Origin of the sequence: Aeromonas sp. 600724 (assembly GCF_049175135.1) — a bacterium.
GTDB classification, from domain to species: Bacteria; Pseudomonadota; Gammaproteobacteria; order Enterobacterales; family Aeromonadaceae; genus Aeromonas; species Aeromonas veronii_A.
The window spans coordinates 184,056-207,671 of the sequence record NZ_JAAKUM010000008.1 but is presented as its reverse complement, the minus strand read 5'-3'; the positions used below and the strand labels follow the sequence as shown (position 1 = coordinate 207,671).

At 61.8% G+C, this 23,616-nt stretch carries 16 protein-coding genes; 13 read left to right on the top strand and 3 right to left on the bottom strand.

Going from position 1 to position 23,616, the window contains the following annotated elements:
• The first annotated feature begins 198 nt into the window (after positions 1-198).
• Positions 199-708, top strand: a complete 510-nt coding sequence (locus tag G5168_RS09945; protein WP_319889309.1) for a VC2046/SO_2500 family protein — start codon at positions 199-201, stop codon at positions 706-708.
• A gap of 111 nt (positions 709-819) precedes the next feature.
• Here G5168_RS09945 and hpf read toward each other — a convergent pair whose 3' ends face one another.
• Entirely contained in the window at positions 820-1,158 is a 339-nt protein-coding gene (gene hpf, locus G5168_RS09940) for a ribosome hibernation-promoting factor, HPF/YfiA family (RefSeq protein WP_005334257.1), read from the bottom strand.
• Positions 1,159-1,526: 368 nt separating this feature from the next.
• On the opposite strand from hpf, the gene G5168_RS09935 reads away from it, so the two are divergent.
• From G5168_RS09935 to G5168_RS09925, 3 genes are all read left to right on the top strand, one after another.
• Positions 1,527-4,031 (top strand): putative bifunctional diguanylate cyclase/phosphodiesterase, encoded by a 2,505-nt coding sequence (locus G5168_RS09935; protein ID WP_421252148.1) that lies wholly within the window; start codon positions 1,527-1,529, stop codon positions 4,029-4,031.
• A gap of 99 nt (positions 4,032-4,130) precedes the next feature.
• Complete coding sequence (locus G5168_RS09930) at positions 4,131-6,032, top strand: transglycosylase SLT domain-containing protein (protein WP_058058058.1); 1,902 nt, start codon at positions 4,131-4,133, stop codon at positions 6,030-6,032.
• A 177-nt stretch (positions 6,033-6,209) separates the two neighbouring features.
• The gene (locus G5168_RS09925) at positions 6,210-7,208 is read left to right on the top strand and encodes a LacI family DNA-binding transcriptional regulator (RefSeq protein ID WP_069527099.1); all 999 of its coding nucleotides are present in this window, start codon (positions 6,210-6,212) and stop codon (positions 7,206-7,208) included.
• A 77-nt stretch (positions 7,209-7,285) separates the two neighbouring features.
• Here the strand turns inward: G5168_RS09925 and G5168_RS09920 are convergent, their stop codons facing one another.
• Together G5168_RS09920 and G5168_RS09915 are read right to left on the bottom strand one after the other, a co-directional pair.
• Entirely contained in the window at positions 7,286-8,350 is a 1,065-nt protein-coding gene (locus G5168_RS09920) for a 3-deoxy-7-phosphoheptulonate synthase (RefSeq protein ID WP_204478852.1), read from the bottom strand.
• A gap of 125 nt (positions 8,351-8,475) precedes the next feature.
• Positions 8,476-10,428, bottom strand: coding sequence for a TonB-dependent receptor domain-containing protein (locus tag G5168_RS09915; protein ID WP_421252147.1), 1,953 nt, complete (start codon positions 10,426-10,428; stop codon positions 8,476-8,478).
• A 266-nt stretch (positions 10,429-10,694) separates the two neighbouring features.
• Between G5168_RS09915 and G5168_RS09910 the strand changes: the two genes are divergently transcribed.
• The 9 genes from G5168_RS09910 to G5168_RS09870 all read left to right on the top strand — a co-directional run bounded on the left by G5168_RS09910 (position 10,695) and on the right by G5168_RS09870 (position 23,594).
• The gene (locus tag G5168_RS09910; RefSeq protein WP_421252146.1) at positions 10,695-11,843 is read left to right on the top strand and encodes an isochorismate synthase; all 1,149 of its coding nucleotides are present in this window, start codon (positions 10,695-10,697) and stop codon (positions 11,841-11,843) included.
• Entirely contained in the window at positions 11,840-13,486 is a 1,647-nt protein-coding gene (locus G5168_RS09905; protein WP_421252145.1) for a (2,3-dihydroxybenzoyl)adenylate synthase, read from the top strand. Before G5168_RS09910 ends, G5168_RS09905 begins: the two co-directional genes overlap by 4 nt.
• The gene (locus tag G5168_RS09900) at positions 13,483-14,415 is read left to right on the top strand and encodes an isochorismatase family protein (protein ID WP_421252144.1); all 933 of its coding nucleotides are present in this window, start codon (positions 13,483-13,485) and stop codon (positions 14,413-14,415) included. Before G5168_RS09905 ends, G5168_RS09900 begins: the two co-directional genes overlap by 4 nt.
• Positions 14,412-15,179, top strand: coding sequence for a 2,3-dihydro-2,3-dihydroxybenzoate dehydrogenase (gene dhbA, locus G5168_RS09895; RefSeq protein ID WP_421252143.1), 768 nt, complete (start codon positions 14,412-14,414; stop codon positions 15,177-15,179). The genes G5168_RS09900 and dhbA overlap by 4 nt, the downstream gene beginning before the upstream one ends.
• A 126-nt stretch (positions 15,180-15,305) precedes the next feature.
• Positions 15,306-19,295 carry an amino acid adenylation domain-containing protein gene (locus tag G5168_RS09890; protein WP_421252142.1) on the top strand — a complete coding sequence of 1,330 codons (3,990 nt, stop codon included), beginning with the start codon at positions 15,306-15,308 and terminating at the stop codon, positions 19,293-19,295.
• Positions 19,292-20,161: a hypothetical protein gene (locus G5168_RS09885; protein WP_421252141.1), complete on the top strand. Its 870-nt coding sequence runs from the start codon at positions 19,292-19,294 to the stop codon at positions 20,159-20,161. The genes G5168_RS09890 and G5168_RS09885 overlap by 4 nt, the downstream gene beginning before the upstream one ends.
• Before the next feature lie 268 nt (positions 20,162-20,429).
• Positions 20,430-21,518 (top strand): pyruvate dehydrogenase (acetyl-transferring) E1 component subunit alpha, encoded by a 1,089-nt coding sequence (pdhA, locus tag G5168_RS09880; protein WP_041209832.1) that lies wholly within the window; start codon positions 20,430-20,432, stop codon positions 21,516-21,518.
• The gene (locus tag G5168_RS09875) at positions 21,511-22,497 is read left to right on the top strand and encodes an alpha-ketoacid dehydrogenase subunit beta (RefSeq protein WP_227340854.1); all 987 of its coding nucleotides are present in this window, start codon (positions 21,511-21,513) and stop codon (positions 22,495-22,497) included. Before pdhA ends, G5168_RS09875 begins: the two co-directional genes overlap by 8 nt.
• Entirely contained in the window at positions 22,494-23,594 is a 1,101-nt protein-coding gene (locus tag G5168_RS09870) for a dihydrolipoamide acetyltransferase family protein (RefSeq protein ID WP_227340853.1), read from the top strand. The genes G5168_RS09875 and G5168_RS09870 overlap by 4 nt, the downstream gene beginning before the upstream one ends.
• Positions 23,595-23,616: the final 22 nt, after the last annotated feature.

Here is a 23,616-nt window from a genome sequence, read left to right as displayed (position 1 = left end):
GAAGGATTCGAACCTTCGAAGGCAGAGCCGTCAGATTTACAGTCTGATCCCTTTGGCCGCTCGGGAACCCCTCCACAAGTGCGAGGCGCATACTAACAGATCTTCCGGTTTTGTGAACCCCCAAGCAGGATTTTTCCATTAAAAGAATTGGATTTGTGGCCGATAACCAGTGAAATTGCCATTTTAGAGAGTTATCTCATGCTGCCCAGTTCAATCCGTAATCACCTGCTCGTTGATGAGGGTCAGTTGGGGCAGCGCCTCAACCGTGACCTGCAGCATGGGGATCGGGCGGATTTCCGGTTGCATCTGGCCCTGCTGACCGACGCGGTGGAGGAGCAGCCCTGGTTTGATGCCAAACCGGCGGCCACTCCCCAGAGCCGTGACTGGCGTATGCACTTTGCGCTGAGACCGGCAGAGGTGCTGGTGGCTGAAGGGGCGGGGAGTGACTGCAGTGCCATCAATGAGCGGCTGCAGCAGGGGGGAAGCATGGTGGATGTGCGGCTCTGGCTGGCGCTGCAAACACCGCCGCTGGCGGTCAAACAGCCACTGCTGGATGAGGCTGTCTACGACAACCTGTCACCGCTGGCGCGGGAGCGGTTGCAAGGAAAGCTGGCCGATATGCCACGCCAGGAGGATCCGCTGGTATTGCTGCCGATCCTCGATCGTTTGCAAGAGGGGGTGGATACCCGGTTGCACTGGCTCAGTTGATGGCGCCTGTTCACTGACGTAACGCGATGCTTGTCGGCAAATCACAGGCAACAAAAAGGCGGGTGACCCCGCCTTTATGCTCTTTGGAATTATTAGCCTTGCGGCATGCTATCAAGCGTCAGCTTCATCCGGTTGCGGCTGCTCTTTGAGCGCTGCATTGGCACGACGGGCAATCGGCTTTTCGGTGTGACGGTTGAGTTGGCGCTCCAGTTTTTGCCCCAGTTCGTTGATGGCGGCGTAGAGATCCTCATGCTCTGCTTGGGCAAACAGTTTGCCGTTGGGGATGCCAGCACTGGCTTCGACAGTGAACATCAGACGCTCTTTGGAAACAATCACATGGGGTGTGATGAGAGGCACCTGAAGACGTTCGAGCTTTTCAAAACGGGATTCGATGCGCTCGCGGATAGCCGGGGTGATGTCGATGATTTTGCTGGTAATTTCGATTTTCATATTGGCCCCCTTCGGGTCGTCTTGCTTGTGTCTTCACCTTCAGATTACTCATTGGCAAAGATTGAAATGTGATCCGTGTCACATAACCTTCCCTTGGCTATTCAGCAACTTATAAATTGTGATCTTTTCCGGTTTCGTGCCAAAAACAGCTTGAGCTCCATGAAACTGGCAGGCAGTATGACAGGAATAGGATCGTTTCTGTCCCTTCTTGGCAGCACTTCGTGTCGACCTCATGTCCGGTTTTCACTGCTTGATATCGCATGTTTGTACTCTTCCCTCGCAACCTCTGCTCTGATGAGCGGATGCAGGGGGCGTTGCTATGCCTGATTGGACATCAAACGTGGTTGGTTGTTGTGTTGGAGTGGTAAATGAAGCAGCAAGCCACGCAAGTCATGTGGTTTTTCGATCGGCAACATGATCAGTGGAGTCTCTCTGATCAGGGGGCCTACCAGCAGTGGCAAGGGGAGGGCAATCATCCCTGGGCCGCTCGCCTGTTACCGGAAGATGAGGAAGGCTTTGCCGATTTTCTTGTCCGGCTTCATGAATCACATCTGCCTGAACAGTTCATCGGTCATCTGAAGGATGATCGGGGGCAGCTCAACCATGTGCTCTGGAGCGGTCAGTTTGTGCCTACCCAGCAGATCTGCTGTGGCTGGCTGGCCCCTCTTGATACCGCCAACAGTGCGGTCTCCTCTCTCAACCTCTCTTTGCCGTTGCTTCAAACCACCCTGCTCACCCAGTTGGCGCAGGCGCTCTCTGCCCGCACCGGGCTCGATTTCTTCAATACCCTGGTCAGTCAGCTGGCCCATATCCTCAAGGTGGATGCGGTCTGGGTGGGGGAGTTGTGCGGTGCCGACCGGGTCAAAGTGCTGGCTGCCGACGGGCTGACGCTTAAAGACTACCCGCTGGCGGGCTCCCCCTGTCAGGAGCTCTACAAGCAAGGGGCCATCTGTTTCGAGGTGATTGACGAGTCGCAGGAGTATCAACCCTGGCTGGCGGCCGGGCAGACTTATTATGGTCAGCCGCTATTTGATGCCAGAAGCCAACTTCTGGGCCATCTGGCGCTGCTCTATTCGGCCCCGGCAGATACCAGCAACCTCACCTCGGTGCTCAATACCTTCTCGGTACGGATGGTAGCCGAGCTGGAGCGACTGCAATCCGATGCCCAGATGCGCCTCTCTGCCGTTGCATTCGAGACCCACGAAGGGATCATCATCACGGATCCGGGGTTCAAGATCCTGCGGGTCAACAACGCCTTCAGCCAGATCACCGGTTTTGACAGCCACTCCGTACTGGGTCTGCAGCTGGAAGAGGATCTCTGGCCCAATCTTGGAGGGCTGGGCTACGAGCTCAACCCTCTCAACCGCTGGCAGGGAGAAACTCTGCGTCGTCATGCCGATGGTCACACCTACCCCCAGTGGGAGATAGTGACGCCGGTGCAGGATGAAAAAGGGGTGATCAGCCACTTTGTCATCTGCTTCGAGGATATCTCCGAGCGCAAGGCGGCCGAGCGACGCATTCAGGATCTCGCCTATTACGACGAGCTGACCGGATTGCCCAATCGCCGTCAGTTGCATGAGACCCTGGTGCAGACCTTCAACGAGGCGACCCGCGATGGTCTGATTGGCGCGCTGCTCTTTATCGATCTCGATCACTTCAAGACCATCAACGACTCCCTCGGCCACGCTACCGGTGACTGGCTGCTCAAGGAGGTCGCCGCCCGTCTCAAACGGCTGGTGCGACAGGGGGATTGTCTGGCCCGCCTCGGCGGTGACGAGTTTGTGTTGCTGCTGCCATCGCTCTCGGCGAGCCCGCCCCAGGCGGAGATGCAGGCCGATATCATTGCCGAACGGCTTATCACCGAGATTGCCGCTCCTTATACCTATGTGGGGCAGGTGCTGCACATCGGCGCCAGCGTTGGCATTACCCTGTTTCCGGATCGGGAGCAGGGGGTTGATGATCTGCTCAAGCAGGCGGATACCGCCATGTATCAGGCCAAGTCCGCTGGCCGCAAGACCCGTCGCTTCTTCGATGCCTCGATGCAGCAGCAGGCGGATCGCCGTTTGCTCATTCACAACGAATTGCGCAACGCCCTCAGCCAGCAAGAGCTGACCCTCTACTATCAGCCCCAGCATATGGTCGATGGCGGCGATATCATTGGTGTCGAGGCGCTGATCCGCTGGCAGCCAGCCGGTCGCTCGCTGGTCTCGCCGGCCGAATTTATCCCCATCGCCGAGGAGACGGACCTGATTGTCGATATCGGCAACTGGGTGCTGCACGAGGCGTGCGCCCAGTATGTGCTGTGGGAGGAAAACGGCATCCACATTCCGCAGATCTCGGTCAACGTCAGTGCCAAGCAGTTCCATGCCACCGATTTTGTCGAGCGGATCCACGATGTGTTGGCGCAAACCGGCATGGATCCGGCCTGCCTCAATCTGGAGATCACCGAGTCCGTGGTGCTGGGTCATGCCGAGGACACCATCAGCAAGATGACCGAGCTCAAGGAGCTCGGCATCAGCTTTGCCATCGACGATTTTGGCGCCGGTTACTCCTCCCTGAGCTACCTCAAGCGGCTGCCTGCCGATGAGCTCAAGATCGACCGCTCCTTCATTCAGGACATCCCGAAAGATGGCGACAACATGGCCATCGTCGAGGCGGTGATCGCCATGGCGCGCCATATGGGGTTCAACGTCACGGCGGAAGGGGTGGAATCCCGCCAGCAACTGGAGTTTCTCAAGGCGCAGGGGTGCAGTTTCTATCAGGGCTATCTCGCCTCCAAGCCGCTGCCGGTGCCCTATCTGGAGAAATATGTACAGCGGCTGACCAGACCGGAGCAACTGCGTGAAATGCAGCTGAGCGAGGCAGAAAAATAGTCCTTGCTCCCCGCTGTAGCGCTGCCCGGCAACGGGTAGAATGAGAGGCAGTAGACCCACCGCCACCGGGCGGTGTATTGCCCTCAATGGAGATGCTCAGTGAAAGCTGTATGGGGAATTGTTTTGTCGGCGCTGTTCGTGCCGACCCTGATGGCGCAGACTGCCGACCAGACGCTCTACCGTCAGGCGTATGACGCCGTACGGGCCAATGATCAAGCCCGTTTCCAGCAAATTCGTGCCCGGTTGACCCATTACCCCCTGCTCCCTTACCTCGATTACTATCAGCTCGCCTTTCGTCCGGGGGCGGCGGATTACAACGATGTGACCCGCTTTATCCGCCAGCATGGAGATACCCCCCAGTCCAACCGGCTGGAGCGCAGCTATCTGACCTATCTGGCCCAGAGCCAGCAGTGGTCGCAGTTCCTGCGCTTCTATCCGGCCAAGCCGAGCTCCACCGATCTGCTCTGCATGCACTATCAGGCGCTCTATTACACCGGCAAGCAGAAAGAGGCGTTGCAGGGGGCGGGCAAGATCTGGATGAGCGGTCAATCCCGTCCCGATGCCTGCTCCCCGCTGTTCCAGCTGTGGCAGGCATCCGGTCAGCGAACCCAGGAGAAGATCTGGCAGCGGATGACGCTGGCGTTCGAGGCGGAAAACCCCAACCTGATCCGCCACCTTGGCGCGACCCTGGGTAGTGGCTTGCAGAGCTATGGCGATCAGATGGTGACCCTGTTCGAGCAGCCTGCCAAGGCGATGAACCCGGCCTATTTCAGCAGCAATCCCTACTCCCGTAAGCTGCTCTCCCTCGGTTTGACCCGCTATGCCAATCAGGAGCCGGAGTCGGTGCTGCGCCAGCTTGCGCTGTTTCGCAGCCGTTTCGGCCTGACCCAGGCCGAGGTGAAACCGGTAGAGCGTGCCATTGCCCGCCGCCTGCTGCTGGATCGCTCCATAGCCCAGCGCAGCTGGGTCGACAGCACGGTGAAAAAGCTGGCGGATCCCGACATCACCGAGCTGCGGGCACGACTGGCCATCTGGGAGCAGGATTGGCGTGGCCTCTCCGGCTGGGTGAAGATGATGCCGATGGCCCGTCAGAAAGAGGATCGCTGGCGCTACTGGATGGCGCGCTCTCTTGAAGTACAGGGGCAGCAAAAACCGGCGCGGGATCTCTATCTGGAGACCGCCAACCTGCGCGGTTTCTACGGCTTTATGGCCGCCCAGCGCACCGGCGTGCCCTATCGCATCAAGAACCAGAGCGTCAAGCATGTACCGGACTGGCGCACGGCCAGCCAGCGCTGGCCCTTCCTGTTGCGGGTGCGCGAATTGCTCTCGATGAACGAGATTGCGGCGGCCCGCTCGGAGTGGATCCACAACATGGATCGCAATCCGGTGGCCCAGCGCATCGAGTTTGGTCATATCGCCCTCAATCAGGGCTGGCACGAGCTGGCCATTCTCGCCAGCATTCGCGCCGAGGCGTGGGATGCCCTCGACCTGCGCTTCCCGCTGCCGCTCAAACGCACCTTCTCCCAGATGGCGCAAGAGCGCACCATGAACACCAGTTTGCTCTATGCCATCTCCCGTCAGGAGAGTGCCCTCTATCCGCTGGCCCAGTCGCCGGTGGGGGCGCGCGGTCTGATGCAACTGATGCCTGCTACTGCCAAAGAGACTGCCGGCAAGCTGGGGGTGCCCTATCGCAACGAGCAGCAACTGTTTGATCCGACGATGAATATTCGTCTGGGGAGCGCCTATCTCAAGCGCTTGCTGGATGTCTATGACGGCAACCGGATCCTGGCTGCTGCTGCCTACAACGCCGGGCCGGGACGGGTAAAACGCTGGCGAGAGCAGAGTGACAACAAGCCGATGGACGTGTGGGTTGAGAGTATCCCCTACAAGGAGACGCGCAACTACGTGCAAAACGTGTTGTCGTTCGATCTCATCTATCAGCACAAGCTGCAGCAGCCGCTGCGCTTCATGTCAGAGCGGGAGCTCAATCACGCCTATTGAGTCGGGGGCCGCCAGCCGGCCCCTGTTTTCAAATTGCCCTGCCGACGGGTATCATCGGGTAAGGTTTTGTTACCAAAGGAAACATGCCCGGTGACCTGGCTCCGGGAATTGCATCAGGCCGCAGGGTATACTCGGGCGTCGGCACCGACAGGTTCCCCCACAATAAAGGAATGGATAGTGGCAACGATTAAAGACGTTTCTCAGCTGGCAAATGTGTCTATCTCCACCGTGTCGCGGGTTATCAACAACACGGCACAGGTAGCACCGGAAAAGCGTGAGGCCGTACTGGCGGCCATGAAGGAACTGAATTTTCGACCCAACAGTTTTGCCCAGGCACTGGTCAGCAAGCGTTCCAACTGCATTGGCGTGCTGGTTGGCGACCTCTGCGGCGGCCCCTTCTTTGCCCAGATGATGCGTGGCATCGAAACCATGGTCGATCAGGCCAACAAGTTCACCATCGTCATGTCTGGCAACCATGATATCGCGCGCGAGCGTCACGCCATTCAGGCGCTGCTGCAGCGCCAGTGCGATGCGCTGATCCTCCACAGCAAGGCGCTCCCGGACGAGGAGCTGAGCGAGCTGGCGGCAGGCTCTACCCCCATCGTCTTTATCAACCGTCAGGTGCCGGGCTTTGAGGATCGCTGCGTCTGGCTCGATAACCAGGCGGGGATCACCACCGCGTGCCAGCACTTGCTGGATGCCGGTCATCGCAACATCGCCTTTATCACCTCCGATGATGAAGAGTTTGTCGATGGTCAGCAGCGGATGGCCGGTTACACCCAAACTCTGGCGAGAGCAGGGATTGCCTTTGATCCTGCTCTCGTCAGCCGCGCCTATGCCGACGAAAATGGCGGCTATGTGGCGATGAGTGAACTGCTGGCCCGTGGTGTCGAGTTCACTGCCGTGCTCGGTTTCAACGACGGTATGGTGGCGGGGGCGATCTCTTGCCTGCTGGAGCGGGGTTACAAGATCCCGCAGCAGGTATCGGTGGTGGGGTTCGACGATATCCCCTACGCCCGCTACATCTATCCCAAGCTCACCACAGTGCGCTACCCCATCGAGGAGATGGGCAGCCGCGCTGCTGAGCTGGCGCTGCGCCTGCTCGATCACAAGCCGGTAGACGGCCTGGCGCTCAAGTTTGAAGCCCAGCTGGTGGAGCGTGAGTCAGTCGCCTGACGTGCGTCAAACAGTGAACAACAGTGTGGCCCCATCGGGGCCACACTGTTTTCTGAGTTATCTCTCTAATCCGCCATTTATCCCGCCAGGGCGATCCGCTGCTGACGGCGCGCCTCAACCCCTTCTGCCACCATATCGAGCAGCTGCCTTGTCTGTTCCCAGCCGATGCAGCTATCGGTGATCGACTGGCCGTAGCGCAGCGGTTTGCTGCCAATCTCCTGACGCCCTTCGCAGATAAAACTTTCCACCATGATGGCGGCGATGGCATGGCTACCTGCCTCCAGCTGGTCGGCAATGTCACGGGCAACCAGCAGCTGGCGGGCATGTTGTTTCTGGCTGTTGCCGTGGCTGCAATCGATCATCAGCCGGGGTGACAGATGATGTTGGCGCAGCAAGTCGCCAGCCTCTGCCACATGATTGCTCTGATAGTTGGGCAGGCGGCCACCGCGCAGGATCAGGTGACCATCGGGGTTGCCATGACTGCGCACCAGTGCCAGCCGCCCGTCACCGGAAGGCTGCGGATAGAGGTGCGCGGCCCGGCTGGCAAGGATGGCCTCGACCGCGATCCGGACGTTGCCATCGGTGCCGTTTTTAAAACCGATGGGGCAGGGGAGGGCCGAGGCTAGCTGGCGGTGGAGCTGGGATTCGGTGGTGCGAGCACCGATGGCGCCCCAGCTGATGAGGTCCCCCAGATAGAGCATGCTGGTGAGATCGAGAAATTCGGTGGCACAGGCGAGCCCTTCCTGTCCAAGGGTCAACAGTAACTCCCTGGCCTGGGATAGGCCCTTTTCCAGTCGATCGCTGCCATCGAGGTCGGGATCGAAGATAAATCCTTTCCAGCCGAGCGTCGTGCGCGGCTTTTCGAAATAGGTGCGCATCACCAGTTGCAGTTGCTCCCCGTATTGGCCCTGCAGTTCAGCGAGCCGGCCACCATAGTCGCGGGCGGCTACCGGATCGTGAATGGAGCAGGGGCCGATCACCAGCAGCAGGCGATCATCCTCTCCCTGCAGAATATGGCGGGCTTGCTGGCGGCTGCGAGCGATCTGGCGAGCGAGCCGTGCCGGACAGGGTCTGGCCTTTAACATCTCGTCAGGGGTGGGCAGGGTGGCAAGGGGTGAAGCATTCAGAAGTGAGGTGAACATGAGCGATCCTGATGAAAATGGAAATCTGCATGCTCTTTGCTGTCCAGTGGGGATCTTCCCCTTATTCTCTTGGTTAACAGAGCGCGGGCATGGGCCCGCGCTCTGTTATATCGGCCTTGGCTACCTTAGAAGCGGGCTGAGCCGCTGACGTAGTAGCTGCGACCCGGTTCGACGTTCTGGAAGACGGTGTCTTTCTCTTGCAGGCGCACATCGGTCAGGTTGGTGATACCGACCCGCAGATCAAAGTTCTCGGTGACCTTGAAGCCGGTGCCGAGATCGAAAGTCTGATAGCTGGGCAGCTTGTGCAGCACCACGGCCTTGTTGACGGTCTGCTCCGCATATTGGGTGCCGGTATAGGTGGTGCCAACGAAGGCGTTGACCCGCTCGGTGGCCTGCCAGGTGATCTTGGCGTTGGCTTTGTGCTCCGGCCGTTCGGGCAGGGCCTGACCCTGATCGCCTTCCGCTTTCAGGTAGGTGTAGTTGGCACCCAGATTGATGTCGTCGGTCAGGTCGAGCCTGCCGGTCAGCTCCAGCCCCTTGGTGGTGGCCTTCTCCAGGTTGTACCAGGTGCGGTCAGTGGAGTTCGGCAGCTGTTTGAAGGTGAGCATGTCGTCGATATCGGAGTAGAAGAGGGTGGCGCTGGTCTCCCAGATCCCTTGCCCTGCGATGACGCCCAGCTCGTAGTTGGTGCTGGTTTCCGGCTTGACCTTGTCGCTGCCATAGATGCGGCAGCTGCCGCCGCAGCTCTCGATGCTATAGCCGTTGGAGTACTGGTGCGGCGCCGGTGCCTTGAAGGCCTGGCTGACACCGCCTTTCACTGTCACCACATCGTTCATCTCATAGACCAGATAGCCGCGCGGGGTGAAGTGGCTGCCGTAGATCTCGTGGTGATCGTAACGGCCGCCCAGCGTGAAGGTCAGGCTGTCGGTCAGGCCAATTTCGTCCTGAGCGAACAGCGCCTCCTGAGAGTGACTCTCCTTGCCGCCGATATCCTTGTAGCTCACCGCATCCACCAGCTCCCGATCCAGATATTCACCACCCAGGGTCAGGTAGTGGTTGGCCAGCGCCAGGTTGGTGTAGCCCTTGAGGGTCAGGGTGTTCTCTTCCAGTTCGCGCTGCTGCGGGGCCGAGTAGCTGGTATTGAAATCATCGATCTGGGAGCTTTCATAGTTGGCCATGACGGTGGTGTCACCCCAGCTCCAGTTCCCCTTGTGGGTCAGACCAAACAGGTTGCGATCGTTTTGCTGCTGGCGGCTGTGCACCTTGTTTCCGGTTTTGCGGAAGATATCGAGAGGCCGCTCATCCTGGTTGTAGAGGTAATCCAGCTCGAAGCGCTGCTGCTCATCCACCAGCCAGCTCAGGGTGGAGGCGAAGTTGCGGGTCTGTTTGGCTTCGATAAGGGGGATGCCGTCAGCAGCTTCGGTGGGGGTCCAGGCTTGACGGTCATACACCTCGCCGTTCATCCGGATCAGCAGGTTGTCGGTCAGGGGGCCGTTAAAGCCCAGGTTGGTCCTGTGCTGATCGCCGCCATCCTTGCCCTCGATGGCCTTGAAGTCGGCATCAGCCGCCCCTTGCCAGGTTTTGCCCGGCTGTTTGGTGATGATATTGATGACACCACCGATGGCATCGGAGCCGTAAAGTGCTGACATGGGACCACGGATCACCTCGACCCGCTGGATCATGCCAAGGGGGACCGGGGTGTTGTCGAAGTTGCCGCCGCGCCACAGGGCATTGGAGGAGGAGAGGCGTTTGCCATCCACCAGTACCAGGGTGTACTTGCCGGACATGCCACGAATACCGATATCGCTGCGGCCATTGGTGTCCGCTTCAGCCTGAATGCCCACTTCGTGGCGCAGCAGGTCGGCAAGGTCATTGACGGGCGCGGCGGCGATCTGTTCGGCCGTGATGACAGAGATAGAGGCCGGTGCCGATCGGGTATTGTGCGCCGTTGTGGTGACGGTGATCACCTCATCGGCTTGAGGGGCGTTACTGGCGGCGATGGCTTGCTGGGTCAGCAGAGTGACGATGGTGGTGGCCAGCAGGCTGGGAGCAATAAAACGGGAGGTTGAGGATTTCATTATTTACATCTTCCATAATATACAAATGATAAGCGTTATCATTATCAAGTTGAATTTGCTCCGATCGCAACTCTTTTTTATTGGCGAAGCTCAGTTTCGTTCGTCACTCTCTTTTGACTAAAAAGAAGTTAATGAAATTGATTCTCATTTGTATTGATCGTTTTTTCGCTCCTTGTTAGGATGCCGTTCACCCTGATACCTGGTGAGTCAAATGACTCACCTTAAGTCGTGTCAGGCAGTGATTCATTCCAAGGAGTAGCACCGTCATGTGTGACCATGCACTGGAAGGAGAGTGGCCCGCCACAGCGGTCGGGCTGGATAAAGTGTGCTGTTTTGCCAGCGGTGACAGGGTACTGGTCGCCTCCGGTATCCACGACAGTTTTACCGGCATCCCACCGGATAAGCTGCTCGCCCATCTGCGTAAGCTGCGCCAGCAGGGGATGGTCAATCCCATCGCCATCGGCGCCATTCCGTTTGATACCCAATCCCCCTGGCATCTGGTGATCCCGGCGCAATCGCAGTGGGTCGCAAGGGATACGATGTTGCCCGCCCGCTGTTGCCAGCTCCATGGCGAGGTGAGTGAAGTGACCGGCTCTGCCCACTATCAGGGGGCAGTGCGGGCAGCGCTGCAGCAGTTCAGCGAGGGCCAGCTCGAGAAAGTGGTGTTGTCGCGCGCCATCGATGTGCAGAGCGCAGAACAGACCTCTCCCGCACACGCTTATGGCTCTCTGCTGGCCCAGAATCCGGGCGCCTATGTGTTCCAGATCCCGCTGCCGGATGGGGAGACCCTGCTTGGTGCGAGCCCCGAGCTGCTGGTATCGCGCAGCGAGATGGCGGTGGTGAGCAATCCGCTGGCGGGCTCCCGTCCGCGCCACGCGTTTTCCGATCAACAGGCGGCCAGTGCCGAACTGCTGGGGGCCCAGAAAGATCGCTATGAACATGCGCTGGTGGCCGATGCGGTCGCTGCGGCCCTCGCTCCCTTCTGCCGCGAGCTGGACGTCCCTCTGGAGCCGCAGGTGATCGCCACTCCTACCATGTGGCACCTCTCGACCTGCATCGCCGGACGGCTCCATGAGCCCTCTCCCGTGCTGGCTCTGGCGCTGGCGCTGCACCCGACACCGGCGGTATGCGGCACGCCGCTCTCGGCAGCACGTCAGGCCATCGCTCGGCTCGAGGGGTACGATCGCCGCTTCTACTGTGGCGCCGTCGGCTGGATGGATGCCGATGGCAATGGCGAGTGGGTAGTCACCATTCGCTGTGGCGTGCTGGCTGGCCGGCAACTGCGGCTCTATGCTGGCGCCGGGGTAGTGGTGGGCTCCTCACCGGAAGCGGAGTGGCAGGAGACCGCCGCCAAGCTTGGCACCATGCTGCGGGCGTTTGGCCTCGAGAGCCGGGTGCCGGAGGTAACCGCATGAAGCCGTTGGTGCCCTTTACCCCCTGGCCTGCCGAGCTGGCAGCCCACTACCGGGCACAAGGGTGGTGGCACGGACAACCGCTCACCACCCTGCTCGATGGGTCTGCCGAACGTTATCCCGAGCGCACGGCCCTGATCTGCGGCGAGCGAACCCTCAGTTATGGCCAGTTAAAGCGTGAGGTCGATGCACTGGCAGCGCGGCTGGCCGCGCGCGGGCTGGGCCACGGATATACCGCGCTGGTGCAGTTGCCCAACTGCGCCGAGTTCTATATCTGCTGGTTTGCCCTGATCCGCTGCGGCGTAGTGGCGGTGCATGCCCTCTACAGCCATCAGCGGCGCGAGCTGGTGGCCTTTGCCCGCCAGATTGAGCCCGCCTTGCTGGTACTAAGCCCCTCTCACCCCGGCTTTGCCGGTGAAGCGGGAAGCCTCGTGGCCCTTGATGAGCTGGTATCTCCTTCCTGCCAGACACTGCTGTTCGAGCAGGCAGAAGGCTCCGATCTTCAGTCAGGATTTGCATGGCGTCAGTCTGAAACCATGGCCTGTGCTGATGGTTTTGTGCAGGTGGCCACAGCGCCTACACCAACCCCGGCCGATCAGGTCGCCTTTTTCCAGCTCTCCGGCGGCAGCACCGGCACCCCCAAACTGATCCCCCGTACCCATGATGATTATGGCTACAGCGTGCGCCAGAGCGTGGCGGTGTGTGGTTGGGATGAGCGGGTGATCTATCTCTGCGCCCTGCCGGCGCCCCACAACTTTCCCCTGAGCTCCCCCGGCGCACTCGGAGTGTTTTATGCCGGTGGCTGCGTGGTGCTGGCAAAGGATCCCTCTGCTGCAACCTGTCTGCCGCTGGTGCAGCGCCATCAGGTCAACTGGGCGGCACTGGTGCCACCGGCTCTGGCGCTCTGGCTGGAGGCAGCCAGCCACTATCCGCAGACCTCCCTGGAGTGTGTGCAGGTGGGAGGGGCGCGCCTCAGCCCGGCTCATGCCGATACGGTGGCGAGCAGCCTTGGCTGCCGCTTGCAGCAGGTGTTCGGCATGGCCGAGGGGCTGGTCAACTACACCCGCATCGAGGATGACCAGTGGCACATCGTCAATACCCAGGGCCGTCCAATGAGCCCGGGTGACGAGGTGGAGGTGCGAGGCAGCGACGGGCGCCCCTTGCCCGATGGCGAGTGCGGCGAGCTCTGGACGCGTGGCCCCTACACCTTTCGCGGCTACTTCAAGGCTGATGCCCACAATCAGCGTGCCTTCGACCGGGACGGTTTCTACTGCACCGGCGATCTGGTCTGCCGCTTGCCCGGTGGCCATCTGATGGTGGTGGGACGCAACAAGGATCAGATCAACCGGGGCGGAGAGAAGATCGACGCCCTCGAGATTGAAGAGCTGTTGCTGACCCACCCGGAAGTGCGGCAGGCGGCGCTGGTCGCCATGCCTGATCCCATGCTCGGGGAGCGCAGCTGCGCCTTTCTGATGTGCCGCGAGCCCCTCAATCTGCCCCGCTTGCGCCGTTTCCTGCGCGAGCAGGGGGTAGCCGATTACAAACTGCCCGATCGCCTGGTGCTGGTGGAGCAACTGCCCCACACCCCGGTCGGCAAGATAGACAAACAGACGCTGCGCGAGCAGCTCGCCAAGGAGTGTGCATGACCATTCAATCCCTCGCCGCCTATCCGCTGCCTACCGCCGAGGAGCTGCCCACCGGGCGGGTGAACTGGTCCTTCGAACCGGGCCGCGCCGCCTTGCTGGTCCACGATATGCAGCACTATTTCGTCGACTTCTACGGGCCGGACAATCCGCTGATCAATCAGGTCATCGACCATATCGCCACCCTGATCCGTCAGGCGCGTGCTCTCGGCATGCCGGTGGTCTATACCGCCCAGCCCGCCGAGCAGAGCCAGGCCGATCGGGCGCTGCTCAACGACATGTGGGGGCCCGGATTGACCCGAGCGCCGGAGCGTCAGCCGATTGTTTCGGCGCTGGCCCCCGAGCCGCAGGATACGGTGCTGACCAAGTGGCGCTACAGCGCTTTTTGCCGTTCACCGTTGGCCGAGCTGATGGCCGGATGGGGGCGGGATCAGCTGGTGATCTGCGGCATCTACGGCCATATCGGGGTGATGCAGACGGCGGTCGATGCCTTTATGCGGGATATCCGCCCCTTCCTGGTGGCAGATGCCATCGCCGACTTCTCCCGCGAAGATCATCTGCTGGCGCTCTCCTACGTCAGCCGCAATGCCGGTCGGGTGATTACCGTGGCCGAGGTGATGGCGGCCAGCAAACGCCCCCTGACTCGCGAGTCGCTGCGTGCTCAGGTGTTGGCGCGGCTGCCCGCCGAGATGCAGCATGAGCAGCCCACCGAGGATGACAACCTGCTCGACTACGGTCTCGACTCGCTGGCGGTGATGGGGCTGGTGGAAGAGTGGCATCAGCAGGGGCTGGTGGTGGAGCTGGCCGAGCTGGCTCGCACGCCGACCCTGGCCAACTGGTGGGCGCTCCTCTCCCGTCAGCTGAATGTCAGTCAGGACACGGCTTATCAGGCCAACGAAGAGCACGTCAGCGAACCGGAGTGCACCCCATGAGCGAGTGGCAAGGCAGAACCGTCTGGGTGACCGGCGCGGCGCAGGGAATTGGCCATGCGGTGGCGCGCACCTTTGCCGAGGCGGGGGCCTGCGTGGTGGCACTCGATCTGCAACTGACCGAGGCGCTGCCCGGCAACGTGAAGGGGGTGGTGATCGATGTCTGCGACAGCGAGGCCGTGACCTGCTGCTGCGAACAGCTGCTGGACGAGGGGCTGGGGCCCGATGTGCTGGTCAATGTCGCCGGCGTACTGGCGACCGGCAGGCTCGATGAGGTGGATGACGCCCTCTTGCTGCGCACCTTCGCCGTCAACACCTTCGCTCCTTTCTACCTGATGCGGGCCCTGACCCCCTGGTTTCAGGGGCGGCGCAGGGGCGCCATCGTCAATGTTTCCTCCAATGCCGGTCGGGTGCCGCGAGTGGGGATGGGCATCTATGGCGCCTCCAAGGCGGCGCTGACCAGACTCACCCAAACGGCAGGGCTGGAACTTGCCCCCTATGGGGTGCGCTGCAATCTGGTGTCGCCGGGCTCGACCCGTACCCCGATGCTGTACGGCATGTGGCAGGAGGGGGAGGCGGAGCAGCGTGAGGGAGAGCTGCGCACCATCGCGGGTCTGCCCGGGCAGTTCAAGCTGGGGATCCCCCTTGGCAAACTTGGGACCCCCGACGAGGTGGCTGCCTGCGTGCTGTTTCTCGCCTCCGATGCCGCCAGCCATATCACCCTGCAGGATCTGGTGGTTGATGGCGGTGCCACTCTGGGGGTCTAGCCCGCGCGCTGCCGATCTGGCAGGCGTGACACTCTACTTTATGGAGGAGGCCTGGCCTCCTCGCTTTTCAGCCATGCGGGCAGGGGTAAGCCGCTGCCCGCTCGATGTTTGCGCAAGGATATTCCCATGGAACAGACAATGGCGATGCGCGCCACCCACCAGCGTGGTGAGCACCCACGCTGGCCACTTACCACTGCTCAGGCTGGCATCTGGTTTGCCCAGCAAAAATACCCGCAGAGCCCCGTCTGCAATACCGGCGAGTACTGGCTGCTGGAGGGGGTGCTGGCTCCCCATCACTTCACCCGCGCGGTGCGCCAGACCATCGACGAGATCCCCAGTCTGCACTGCGCCTTTGTGGCTACTGCCGATGGCCCGCAAATGGTGGCCAACCCCGCCTGCTGGCAGCTGACCGAGCGGGATCTGCGCAGCGAAGCTGACCCGCTCGCAGCCGCGCAGGCCGAGATGCGTGCGCAGCTGGCTGTCCCCTTCAATCTGGCCGAGGGGCCGCTGTTTGCCACCACCCTCTATCGCCTTGGTGAGGGGCAGTGGGCCTGGTTTATTGCCGTGCACCATATCGCCATCGATGGTTTTGGCTTGAGCCTGCTCTGCCAGCGGGTGGCAAATTGGTATGAGGCGCTCTGTGCCGGCGAGCAGCCTGCCCCCTGCCGTTATGCGACTCAGCAGGAGTTGCTGGTCGAGGAGGCGGCCTATCAGGATTCGCCGCGCACCGCGCGGGATCGCGATTTCTTCGTGCAGCAGCTGGCCGGGGTGGAGAACCCGGCGTCGCTCTCCCGCCGTCCGGCGCAAGGGCCGGGCTCCACATATCGGCTTGAACAGCGACTGGCTGGCCGCCAGTGGCAGGCATTGGTGGCACGGGCGAGTCGCTCGGCCTGTCACCCCTACAGCCTGCTGCTGGCGGCGGTGGCCAGCTATGTGCAACGGATGAGCGGCGCTGGCGAGGTGGTGCTGGGTATTCCGCTGATGGGGCGGCTGGGCTCAGCGGCGGCCGATACCCCCTGCATGAAGGTCAATGTGGTGCCCCTGCGCATCGAGCTGAGCGGCACCAGCCGGGTAGGGGAGTTGCTGGCACAGGTCGAGCGGCAATTTGCCGCCCTGCGCCGTCATCAGGGCTGCCGCCAGGAGTGGTTGCAACAGCGTCAGCCGGGCCAGCCGCTGTTTGGCCCTCAGGTCAATTTGATGCCCTTTGCCCGAACCCTCAGCTTTGGTGAAGGGCACAACCAGGTTCGTGGCGAGGTGCAGGTGCTGGCGGCGGGGCCGGTGGAGGAGTGCGCCTTCTACTTTGCCGAGGAGGCAGGCGCGATGACCCTGACCCTCGAAGCACATCAGGGGCGCTTCAGCCAACAGGAGAGCGAACGTCATCTGGCCCGGCTGGTCGCCTATCTGGCGGCCTGGAGTGAGGCGGGTGACGAGGCCCTGGCGGTGCGTTTGCCGCTGTTGCTGCCCTGCGAGCAGGCTGAGCTGGCGCGCTGGAACCAAACCGACTATCCGTTGCCGACCACTACCCTGAGCGCACTGCTGGCCGAGGGGCTGGCGGCGGCGGATCAGAGCGCCATCGCGCTGGAGTGTGGCGCCGAGCGCTGGCGTGTGGCCGAGCTGCGCCAGCGTACCCGCCAGCTGGCATGCTATCTGGCGGGGAGGGGCGTGGGCCCCGGTTGTCGGGTGGCGGTAGTGATCCCGCGCTCTCCCGAGCTTATCCTCGCCCAGCAGGCCATCATGGCGGTGGGTGCCGTCTATGTGCCCGTTGATCCGGACTATCCGGCGGAGCGGATCGGCTACATTCTCGCCAGCAGCGAGCCTGCGCTGGTGCTGACCAGTCGTACGCTTCAGATGCTGCTCGATGTGGCGGCGCCACTTGTCTGCCTCGATGCCCCCGGTGTGGCAGAGCAGCTGGCGGCGGGAGAGTTGGCAATGACAGCACCTTGTGAGCTGCCAGCCCCCAAACCGGAAGATGCGGCCTATATCATCTACACCTCCGGTTCGACCGGTCGGCCCAAAGGGGTAGTGGTGAGCCATGGTGCCATCGTCAACCGGCTGCTCTGGATGCAGCACATGTATCCCATCGGCCCGGCGGATCGGGTGCTGCAAAAGACCCCGGCCGGTTTCGATGTCTCCATCTGGGAGTTCTTCTGGCCCTTTATGACAGGTGCGCGGCTTGTGCTCGCCAAACCGGGTGGCCACAAGGATCCCGCCTACCTTGCCGAGCTGATTGAGCAGGCTGGGATCACCACCTTGCACTTTGTCCCCTCCATGCTGCAGATCTTTGTCACTCAGGCCGAGCCTGCGCGTTGCCGCGCCCTGCGCCAGGTATTCTGCTCCGGCGAGGCGCTGCCCGCGGATCTGGTGCAGCGCTGGTATGGGACATTCTCAGCCCCCCTGCACAACCTCTATGGCCCGACCGAGGCGGCGGTGGATGTCACCTGGTATCCCTGCCGGGCAGACGAGGCGGTGACCAGCGTGCCCATCGGCTATCCGGTCTGGAATACCTGCATCCACATTCTCGACCCCTGGTTGCAGCCTGTGCCGCCCGGTGTAGCGGGGGAGCTCTGGATTGGCGGCGTACAGGTGGCGGATGGCTACTTTGGTCAGCCCGAGCTCACTGCCGAGCGCTTTATTGCCAATCCCTTCGGGACGGGACGGCTCTATCGCAGCGGCGATCTGGCTGCCTGGCGCGAGGATGGCGCCATCGAGTATCTGGGGCGCCTCGATTTTCAGGTGAAGATCCGTGGTCAGCGCATCGAGCTGGAGGAGATCGAGCAGGTGCTGCTGCGCCACCCCCGGGTGGTGCAGGCGGTGGTGCTGGCCCCCGAATTTGCCCCCGGCGATCGCCGTCTGGTGGCCTATGTGGTAGCCGCAGATAGCAGAGATCTGACGCTGGCCGAGCTGGTACCCACCCTTGGCGCTTCCTTGCCTGACTACATGGTGCCGGGGCTCTTGGTAAACTTGGCCGAGCTGCCGCTTACCCCCAATGGCAAGCTGGATCGCAAGGGGTTGCCGCTGCCCGATATGGCGTTGGCGGTGGGTCAGGCGCTGCCGAAAACCCTGCTGGAGGAGCGGCTCTGTCGCCTCTTCGCCGAGATACTGGGGCTGGCGCGGGTCGGCGCCGACGATAACTTCTTTGCCCTCGGTGGTCACTCCCTGCTGGCGGCGCAGCTGGTGGTGCGCATTGAAGAGTCGACCGGACAGGCGCTCACTCTGGCCAGCCTGTTCGAAGCGCCCAGCCCCGCCCAGCTGGCGCGCCATCTTGGCGGCGAGCGGGAGGCTATGCCCATGCTGTTGCCCTTGCGGGCGCACAGTGCGCAGTCGGGCGCATCAGGCCCCACTCTCTTTTGCATCCACCCCGCAGGCGGGCTCGGCTGGTGTTATGCACCGCTGGTGCCCCATCTGCCGACTGATATGGCGGTCTATGCCCTACAGGCACGGCCGCTCTGCCAACCGGATACGCCGCTGCCTGCCAGCTTCGACGAGTTGGCCCTCGATTATGTGACCGAGCTGCGCCGCCAGCAGAGCGAGGGGCCCTATTGGCTGCTCGGCTGGTCGCTCGGGGGCATGCTGGTGCACCGGATGGCCGCCATGCTGCAAGAGCAGGGACAGGAGGTGGCCATGGTGCTGCTGCTCGATGCCTACCCCTGCCAGCAGTGGCAAACCCAGCCGTTGCCCGACGAACAGCGGATGCTTGATGCGTTGCTGCGGATGGGGGGCATTGCGGTTGCGGACGATGCGCTCGATTCCCTCACTCGCGACGACGTGGTGGCCCGACTGGGGGCAGAGGGGAGTGCGCTGGCCATGCTCGACGAGCAGGTGGTGAGCGCCATGATTGAGCTGGTTGGCCACAACAACCGGCTGATCCGTGAGCCGGTCGACTACTGCTACCACGGGGAGGTGATCTTTATCGAGGCGTCAGCCTCCCGCCAGCTCTGGCTGGATGGACGTGGTTGGGAGCCGCTGACAAAAGGGGAAATCCGCTATGAGCGCTTCCCTTGCCTGCATCAGGAGATGGTGCATCCCGACTGGCTGGCAAAGATCGGCGCCCTTATTTGTGAGCGGGTCGATGGGGTCGGGCAGCAACCGCACATCCGGCAGAAGGAGGACGCATGACCCCGGTTGCCGCCATCCGGGAAGCCTTGCAGGCGGGCAAGCTGGTGGGGCTGGGGGAGCCGCACTGGCACCCGGATTTTATCCGGCGCCAGCACGCCTGGCTGTGTGATCCGGCGCTCTGGGGATTCATGACCGATCTGGTGCTGGAGTGCGGCAATCGCCGCCATCAGGGCTTGCTCGATGCTTGGCTGACGGGGCAGGAGAGCTGGCAGGATGAGCCGCTCACGCTGGCGCGGCTCTATCCGGTCTGGCTCGACTCCTGTGCCTTTCCCGCCTGGATGGCCCCCGAGTTTCCGGCCTTCTTTGCCGCCCTGCGCCAGAGCAATCTGGCTCGCCCCGAACATATGCGGCTGCGGGTGCATCTCTGCGAGCCCTTATTCGAGTGGCAAGAGATGAGCCCGGAGCGCTGGCAGCAGCACAACTGGGGGCGGGATCAGGCGCTGGCCGACGATCTTCTTGCACTTCCCGCCCGCGGTGTGGTGGTGCTGGCGGGGGCGCGCCATCTGCTCAAAGCCGCAGGGGATCCCCACTTTGCACCGCCGACGCTGGGCCAGTTGCTGGAGGCAGCACGGCCGGGTTGGCTGCAGGTGCTTCACCCCTGGCCAATGGCTGATGGAAAGGGAGATGAGGAAGAGGAGCGAGTGTGCGAGCTGGCCGATATCACAACTGCTGACCTCTATCCCCACTGGTCGGAGCATCCGCCGCTGGAGACCCTCATCGATCGGTTGGTGCACGTGGCTGACCGGGGACGGGAGATGCGAATTTGCCCCACCTTGCTGGCCGAGCCCTGGCGCAGCCGCTTGTTGAGTCGCGCTCACTTGCTGCCAGTTGGCATGGCCCACCAGCTGCAACAGTGGCTAGCGTAACTGCTGGCTGGCGTAACCGCTGACTTGAGTAACAGAAGGGGGAGCAAGGCTCCCCTTTTTCACATTTGGCATCCTGCATTCAGAACTGCAAAGTTGCACCATTTACGGCATACCTTGCCACTCATCGCCGAAAATTCAGCTCCTTCGTTACTTTAAAGAAGTTTCTACTGGTCTTACCTGAGTAAATCCCTTTGCTTTTTATTTAACAAGGTATTTACATCTAGGTGTCACCAGCATCGGTGACGTCTACAACGGCAAGGAGCCAGTTATGACCCATGTCGACATCCCTTTCCTTCGTTACCTCGATGCGGAAGGGTGCCCGGTCGCCACCTTACCGACCTGGCTGGACAAGGCGATACTGCACACCTTCTACCGCAATATGGTGATGGTGCGCAGCTATGACAAAAAAGCGATAGCGCTGCAACGAACCGGCAAACTCGGTACTTTTCCCTCCCATCTCGGCGCAGAAGCCGTGGGGATTGGCATTGGTCTGGCCATGCAGCCGCAGGATGTCTACGTCCCCTACTATCGGGACATGCCCACCCTCTATGTGCGTGGCGTGCCGATGGAGAAGAACTTGCAATATTGGGGTGGTGACGAGCGGGGCAGCTATTTTCTCAAACCCGATGGGACTCCCTCTGAAGATCTCCCCATCTGCGTCCCCATCGCCACCCAGATCACCCACGCCTGCGGTATTGCCTCGGCTTTCAAACTGCGTAATCAACCGCGGGTTGCCGTAGTCACTATCGGCGACGGCGGCACCTCCAAGGGGGATTTTCTGGAGGGGCTGAACTGCGCCGGTGTTTGGCACTTGCCGATGGTCATCATCGTCAACAACAACCAGTGGGCCATCTCGGTGCCGCGCAAGCTGCAATCGAGCGCTCCTACGCTGGCCCAAAAGGGGATTGGTGCCGGGGTGCGCAGCCTGCAGGTGGATGGCAACGATGTGGTGGCGGTTTACGATGCCGCGCGCAGTGCCGTCGAGCGGGCCCGCAGCGGCAAGGGGCCGACCCTGATAGAAGCGGTCAGTTATCGCCTCGGCGATCACACCACGGCCGACGATGCCACTCGCTATCGCGATGGGGCCGAGGTCGAGGCCGCCTGGGCGAAAGAGCCGGTCAAGCGGCTACGCCAGTTTATGCATAGCAAAGGGTGGTGGGATGAGGAGCAGGAGCAGAGCCTGCTGGCGGAGGCTACCCGAGAGGTAGAGCAGGCGGTCGCCCGTTATGAGGCGATGGCGCCCCAGCCGCCGGAGGCGATGCTCGATTATCACTACGCCAGCCTGCCCGCCGAACTCGTGCCCCAGCGCGAGCGAGTGATTGCCAAGGGGATGAAGCAGGAGGTTGGCCATGAGTGAGATCAGTTTGCTGGAAGCGGTCAACATGGCCCTTCACTACGAGATGGAGCACGACCCGGATGTGGTGGTGCTCGGCGAGGATGTGGGGGTCAACGGCGGGGTGTTTCGCGCCACCGTGGGCCTGCGCGACAAGTTCGGTTTCAAGCGGGTGATCGACACGCCGCTGGCCGAGGGATTAATCGCCGGGGTGGCGGTCGGCATGGCGACCCAGGGGCTCAAGCCGGTGGCTGAGTTCCAGTTTCAGGGTTTCATCTTCCCTGGGATGGAGCAGATCATCTGTCAGGCGGCGCGGATGCGAAACCGCACCCGTGGCCGCCTCTCCTGTCCCCTTGTCTATCGCTCCCCGTATGGCGCGGGCATTCACTCGCCAGAACACCACAGCGAGAGTGTCGAGGCGCTGTTTGCCCATATTCCGGGGCTACGGGTGGTGATCCCCTCCAGCCCGAGACGTGCTTATGGCCTGCTGCTCTCCGCCATCCGCGATCCGGATCCCGTGATGTTTTTTGAACCTGACCGCATCTATCGCTCGATGAAATCCGAGGTGGTGGATGACGGTGTCGGCTTGCCGCTGGATGTCTGTTTCACCCTGCGCCCGGGCCGGGATATCACGGTAGTGGCCTGGGGGGCCTGCATTCAGGAGGTGATGCGGGCGGCGAACCTGCTGGCCGAGCAGGATATCCAGTGCGAGGTGCTGGATCTGGCCACCATCAAGCCGCTGGATATGGAGACCATCCTCACCTCGGTACGCAAGACCGGCCGTTTACTGGTGGTACACGAGGCGTGCGGCAGCTTCGGGGTCGGGGCCGAAATCGTGGCGCGGGTGACCGAGCAGACACTTCCCAGCCTCAAGGCGCCACCCAAACGGTTGACCGGGGTGGATGCAGCTGTTCCCTACTATCGCAACGAAGCGTATTACCTCATCACCGAGCAGGATATCGCCGATGCGGCTCACCAGCTGATGGAGAACCAGTGGCTATGAAATTTTTCAAATTACCGGATCTGGGTGAAGGGTTGGCCGAAGCCGAGATCGTCGAATGGAAGGTGAGTGCCGGTGATACCGTTGCGGTCGATCAGGTGCTCTTGTCGGTGGAAACGGCCAAGGCGCTGGTGGATGTACCCTCTCCGGTAGCCGGGGTGATTGCCCGTCTCTGCGGCGCCGAGGGGGATATCCTCCATATCGGTGCGCCGCTGGTGGAGTTCGAGGGGGGCGAAGATGATGGCACTGTGGTGGGCAAGGTGAGCGCCCATCAGCAGCATATCGAGGATCACTTCGTGGTGGGGGCCATTGCCCCGGGGGGAGCGCTGGTGCAAGCCATGCCAGCGGTGCGACTGCTGGCACAAAAACTGGGTCTGGATATCGACCGGCTCAAGGGAAGTGGCAGCGGCGGCATGGTGACCGAGCTGGATGTGCAGCAGGCATTCGAGTCACAGCAGAGCAGTGGCAACGAATTCCTCAAAGGGTCACGGCGTGCCATGGCCAAGGCGATGGAGCTCTCTCATCAGACTGTGGTGCCGGTCAGCATCACCGATGAGGTGGATTTGCGTCACTGGCGGCCTGATGAGGATGTGACGGTGCGCCTTATCAAGGCCATTGGCGTGGCGTGCCGCGCCGAGCCCTCGATGAATGCCTGGTTTGATGGCGACACCCTGTCACGGCGGCTGTTCAAAGAGGTCAATGTGGCCATCGCGGTGGATTCAAAGCATGGCCTTTATGTGCCGGTGATGGAGAACGTGGCCGAGCGGGAGGGGGCGGATATCCGGCAGGGGCTGGATCGGATGATCGCCGATGTGAAGGCGCGCGCCGTGCCGCGCGAGATGTTGCAGGGGGCGACCATTACGCTCACCAACTTCGGCGCCATCGCAGGCCGCTATGCCAGCCCCATCGTGACGCCGCCGCAGGTGGCCATCATAGGGGCAGGCAAACTGTTCGAAAAAGTGGTGTTCATCCATGGTGAAGCGCGTCCCGTCAGAGCATTGCCGCTGTCGATGACATTTGACCACAGAGCCTGTACTGGCGGGGAGGCGGCTCGTTTTCTCAAAGCGCTGGTCGAAGCGTTGGAAGCAGCGACCTTATAACAGTTTGTGCCCTGCCGTTGGC

What these genes read in the sequence shown, in the direction of transcription:
- dhbA (WP_421252143.1), top strand. Translation starts at nt 14,412, where the DNA reads ATGAGCGAGTGGCAAGGCAGAACCGTCTGGGTGACCGGCGCGGCGCAG.
- G5168_RS09915 (WP_421252147.1), bottom strand. Translation starts at nt 10,428, where the DNA reads ATGAAATCCTCAACCTCCCGTTTTATTGCTCCCAGCCTGCTGGCCACC.
- G5168_RS09945 (WP_319889309.1), top strand. Translation starts at nt 199, where the DNA reads ATGCTGCCCAGTTCAATCCGTAATCACCTGCTCGTTGATGAGGGTCAG.
- G5168_RS09885 (WP_421252141.1), top strand. Translation starts at nt 19,292, where the DNA reads ATGACCCCGGTTGCCGCCATCCGGGAAGCCTTGCAGGCGGGCAAGCTG.
- G5168_RS09900 (WP_421252144.1), top strand. Translation starts at nt 13,483, where the DNA reads ATGACCATTCAATCCCTCGCCGCCTATCCGCTGCCTACCGCCGAGGAG.
- hpf (WP_005334257.1), bottom strand. Translation starts at nt 1,158, where the DNA reads ATGAAAATCGAAATTACCAGCAAAATCATCGACATCACCCCGGCTATC.
- G5168_RS09875 (WP_227340854.1), top strand. Translation starts at nt 21,511, where the DNA reads ATGAGTGAGATCAGTTTGCTGGAAGCGGTCAACATGGCCCTTCACTAC.
- G5168_RS09890 (WP_421252142.1), top strand. Translation starts at nt 15,306, where the DNA reads ATGGAACAGACAATGGCGATGCGCGCCACCCACCAGCGTGGTGAGCAC.
- G5168_RS09905 (WP_421252145.1), top strand. Translation starts at nt 11,840, where the DNA reads ATGAAGCCGTTGGTGCCCTTTACCCCCTGGCCTGCCGAGCTGGCAGCC.
- G5168_RS09935 (WP_421252148.1), top strand. Translation starts at nt 1,527, where the DNA reads ATGAAGCAGCAAGCCACGCAAGTCATGTGGTTTTTCGATCGGCAACAT.
- G5168_RS09920 (WP_204478852.1), bottom strand. Translation starts at nt 8,350, where the DNA reads ATGTTCACCTCACTTCTGAATGCTTCACCCCTTGCCACCCTGCCCACC.
- pdhA (WP_041209832.1), top strand. Translation starts at nt 20,430, where the DNA reads ATGACCCATGTCGACATCCCTTTCCTTCGTTACCTCGATGCGGAAGGG.
- G5168_RS09910 (WP_421252146.1), top strand. Translation starts at nt 10,695, where the DNA reads ATGTGTGACCATGCACTGGAAGGAGAGTGGCCCGCCACAGCGGTCGGG.
- G5168_RS09870 (WP_227340853.1), top strand. Translation starts at nt 22,494, where the DNA reads ATGAAATTTTTCAAATTACCGGATCTGGGTGAAGGGTTGGCCGAAGCC.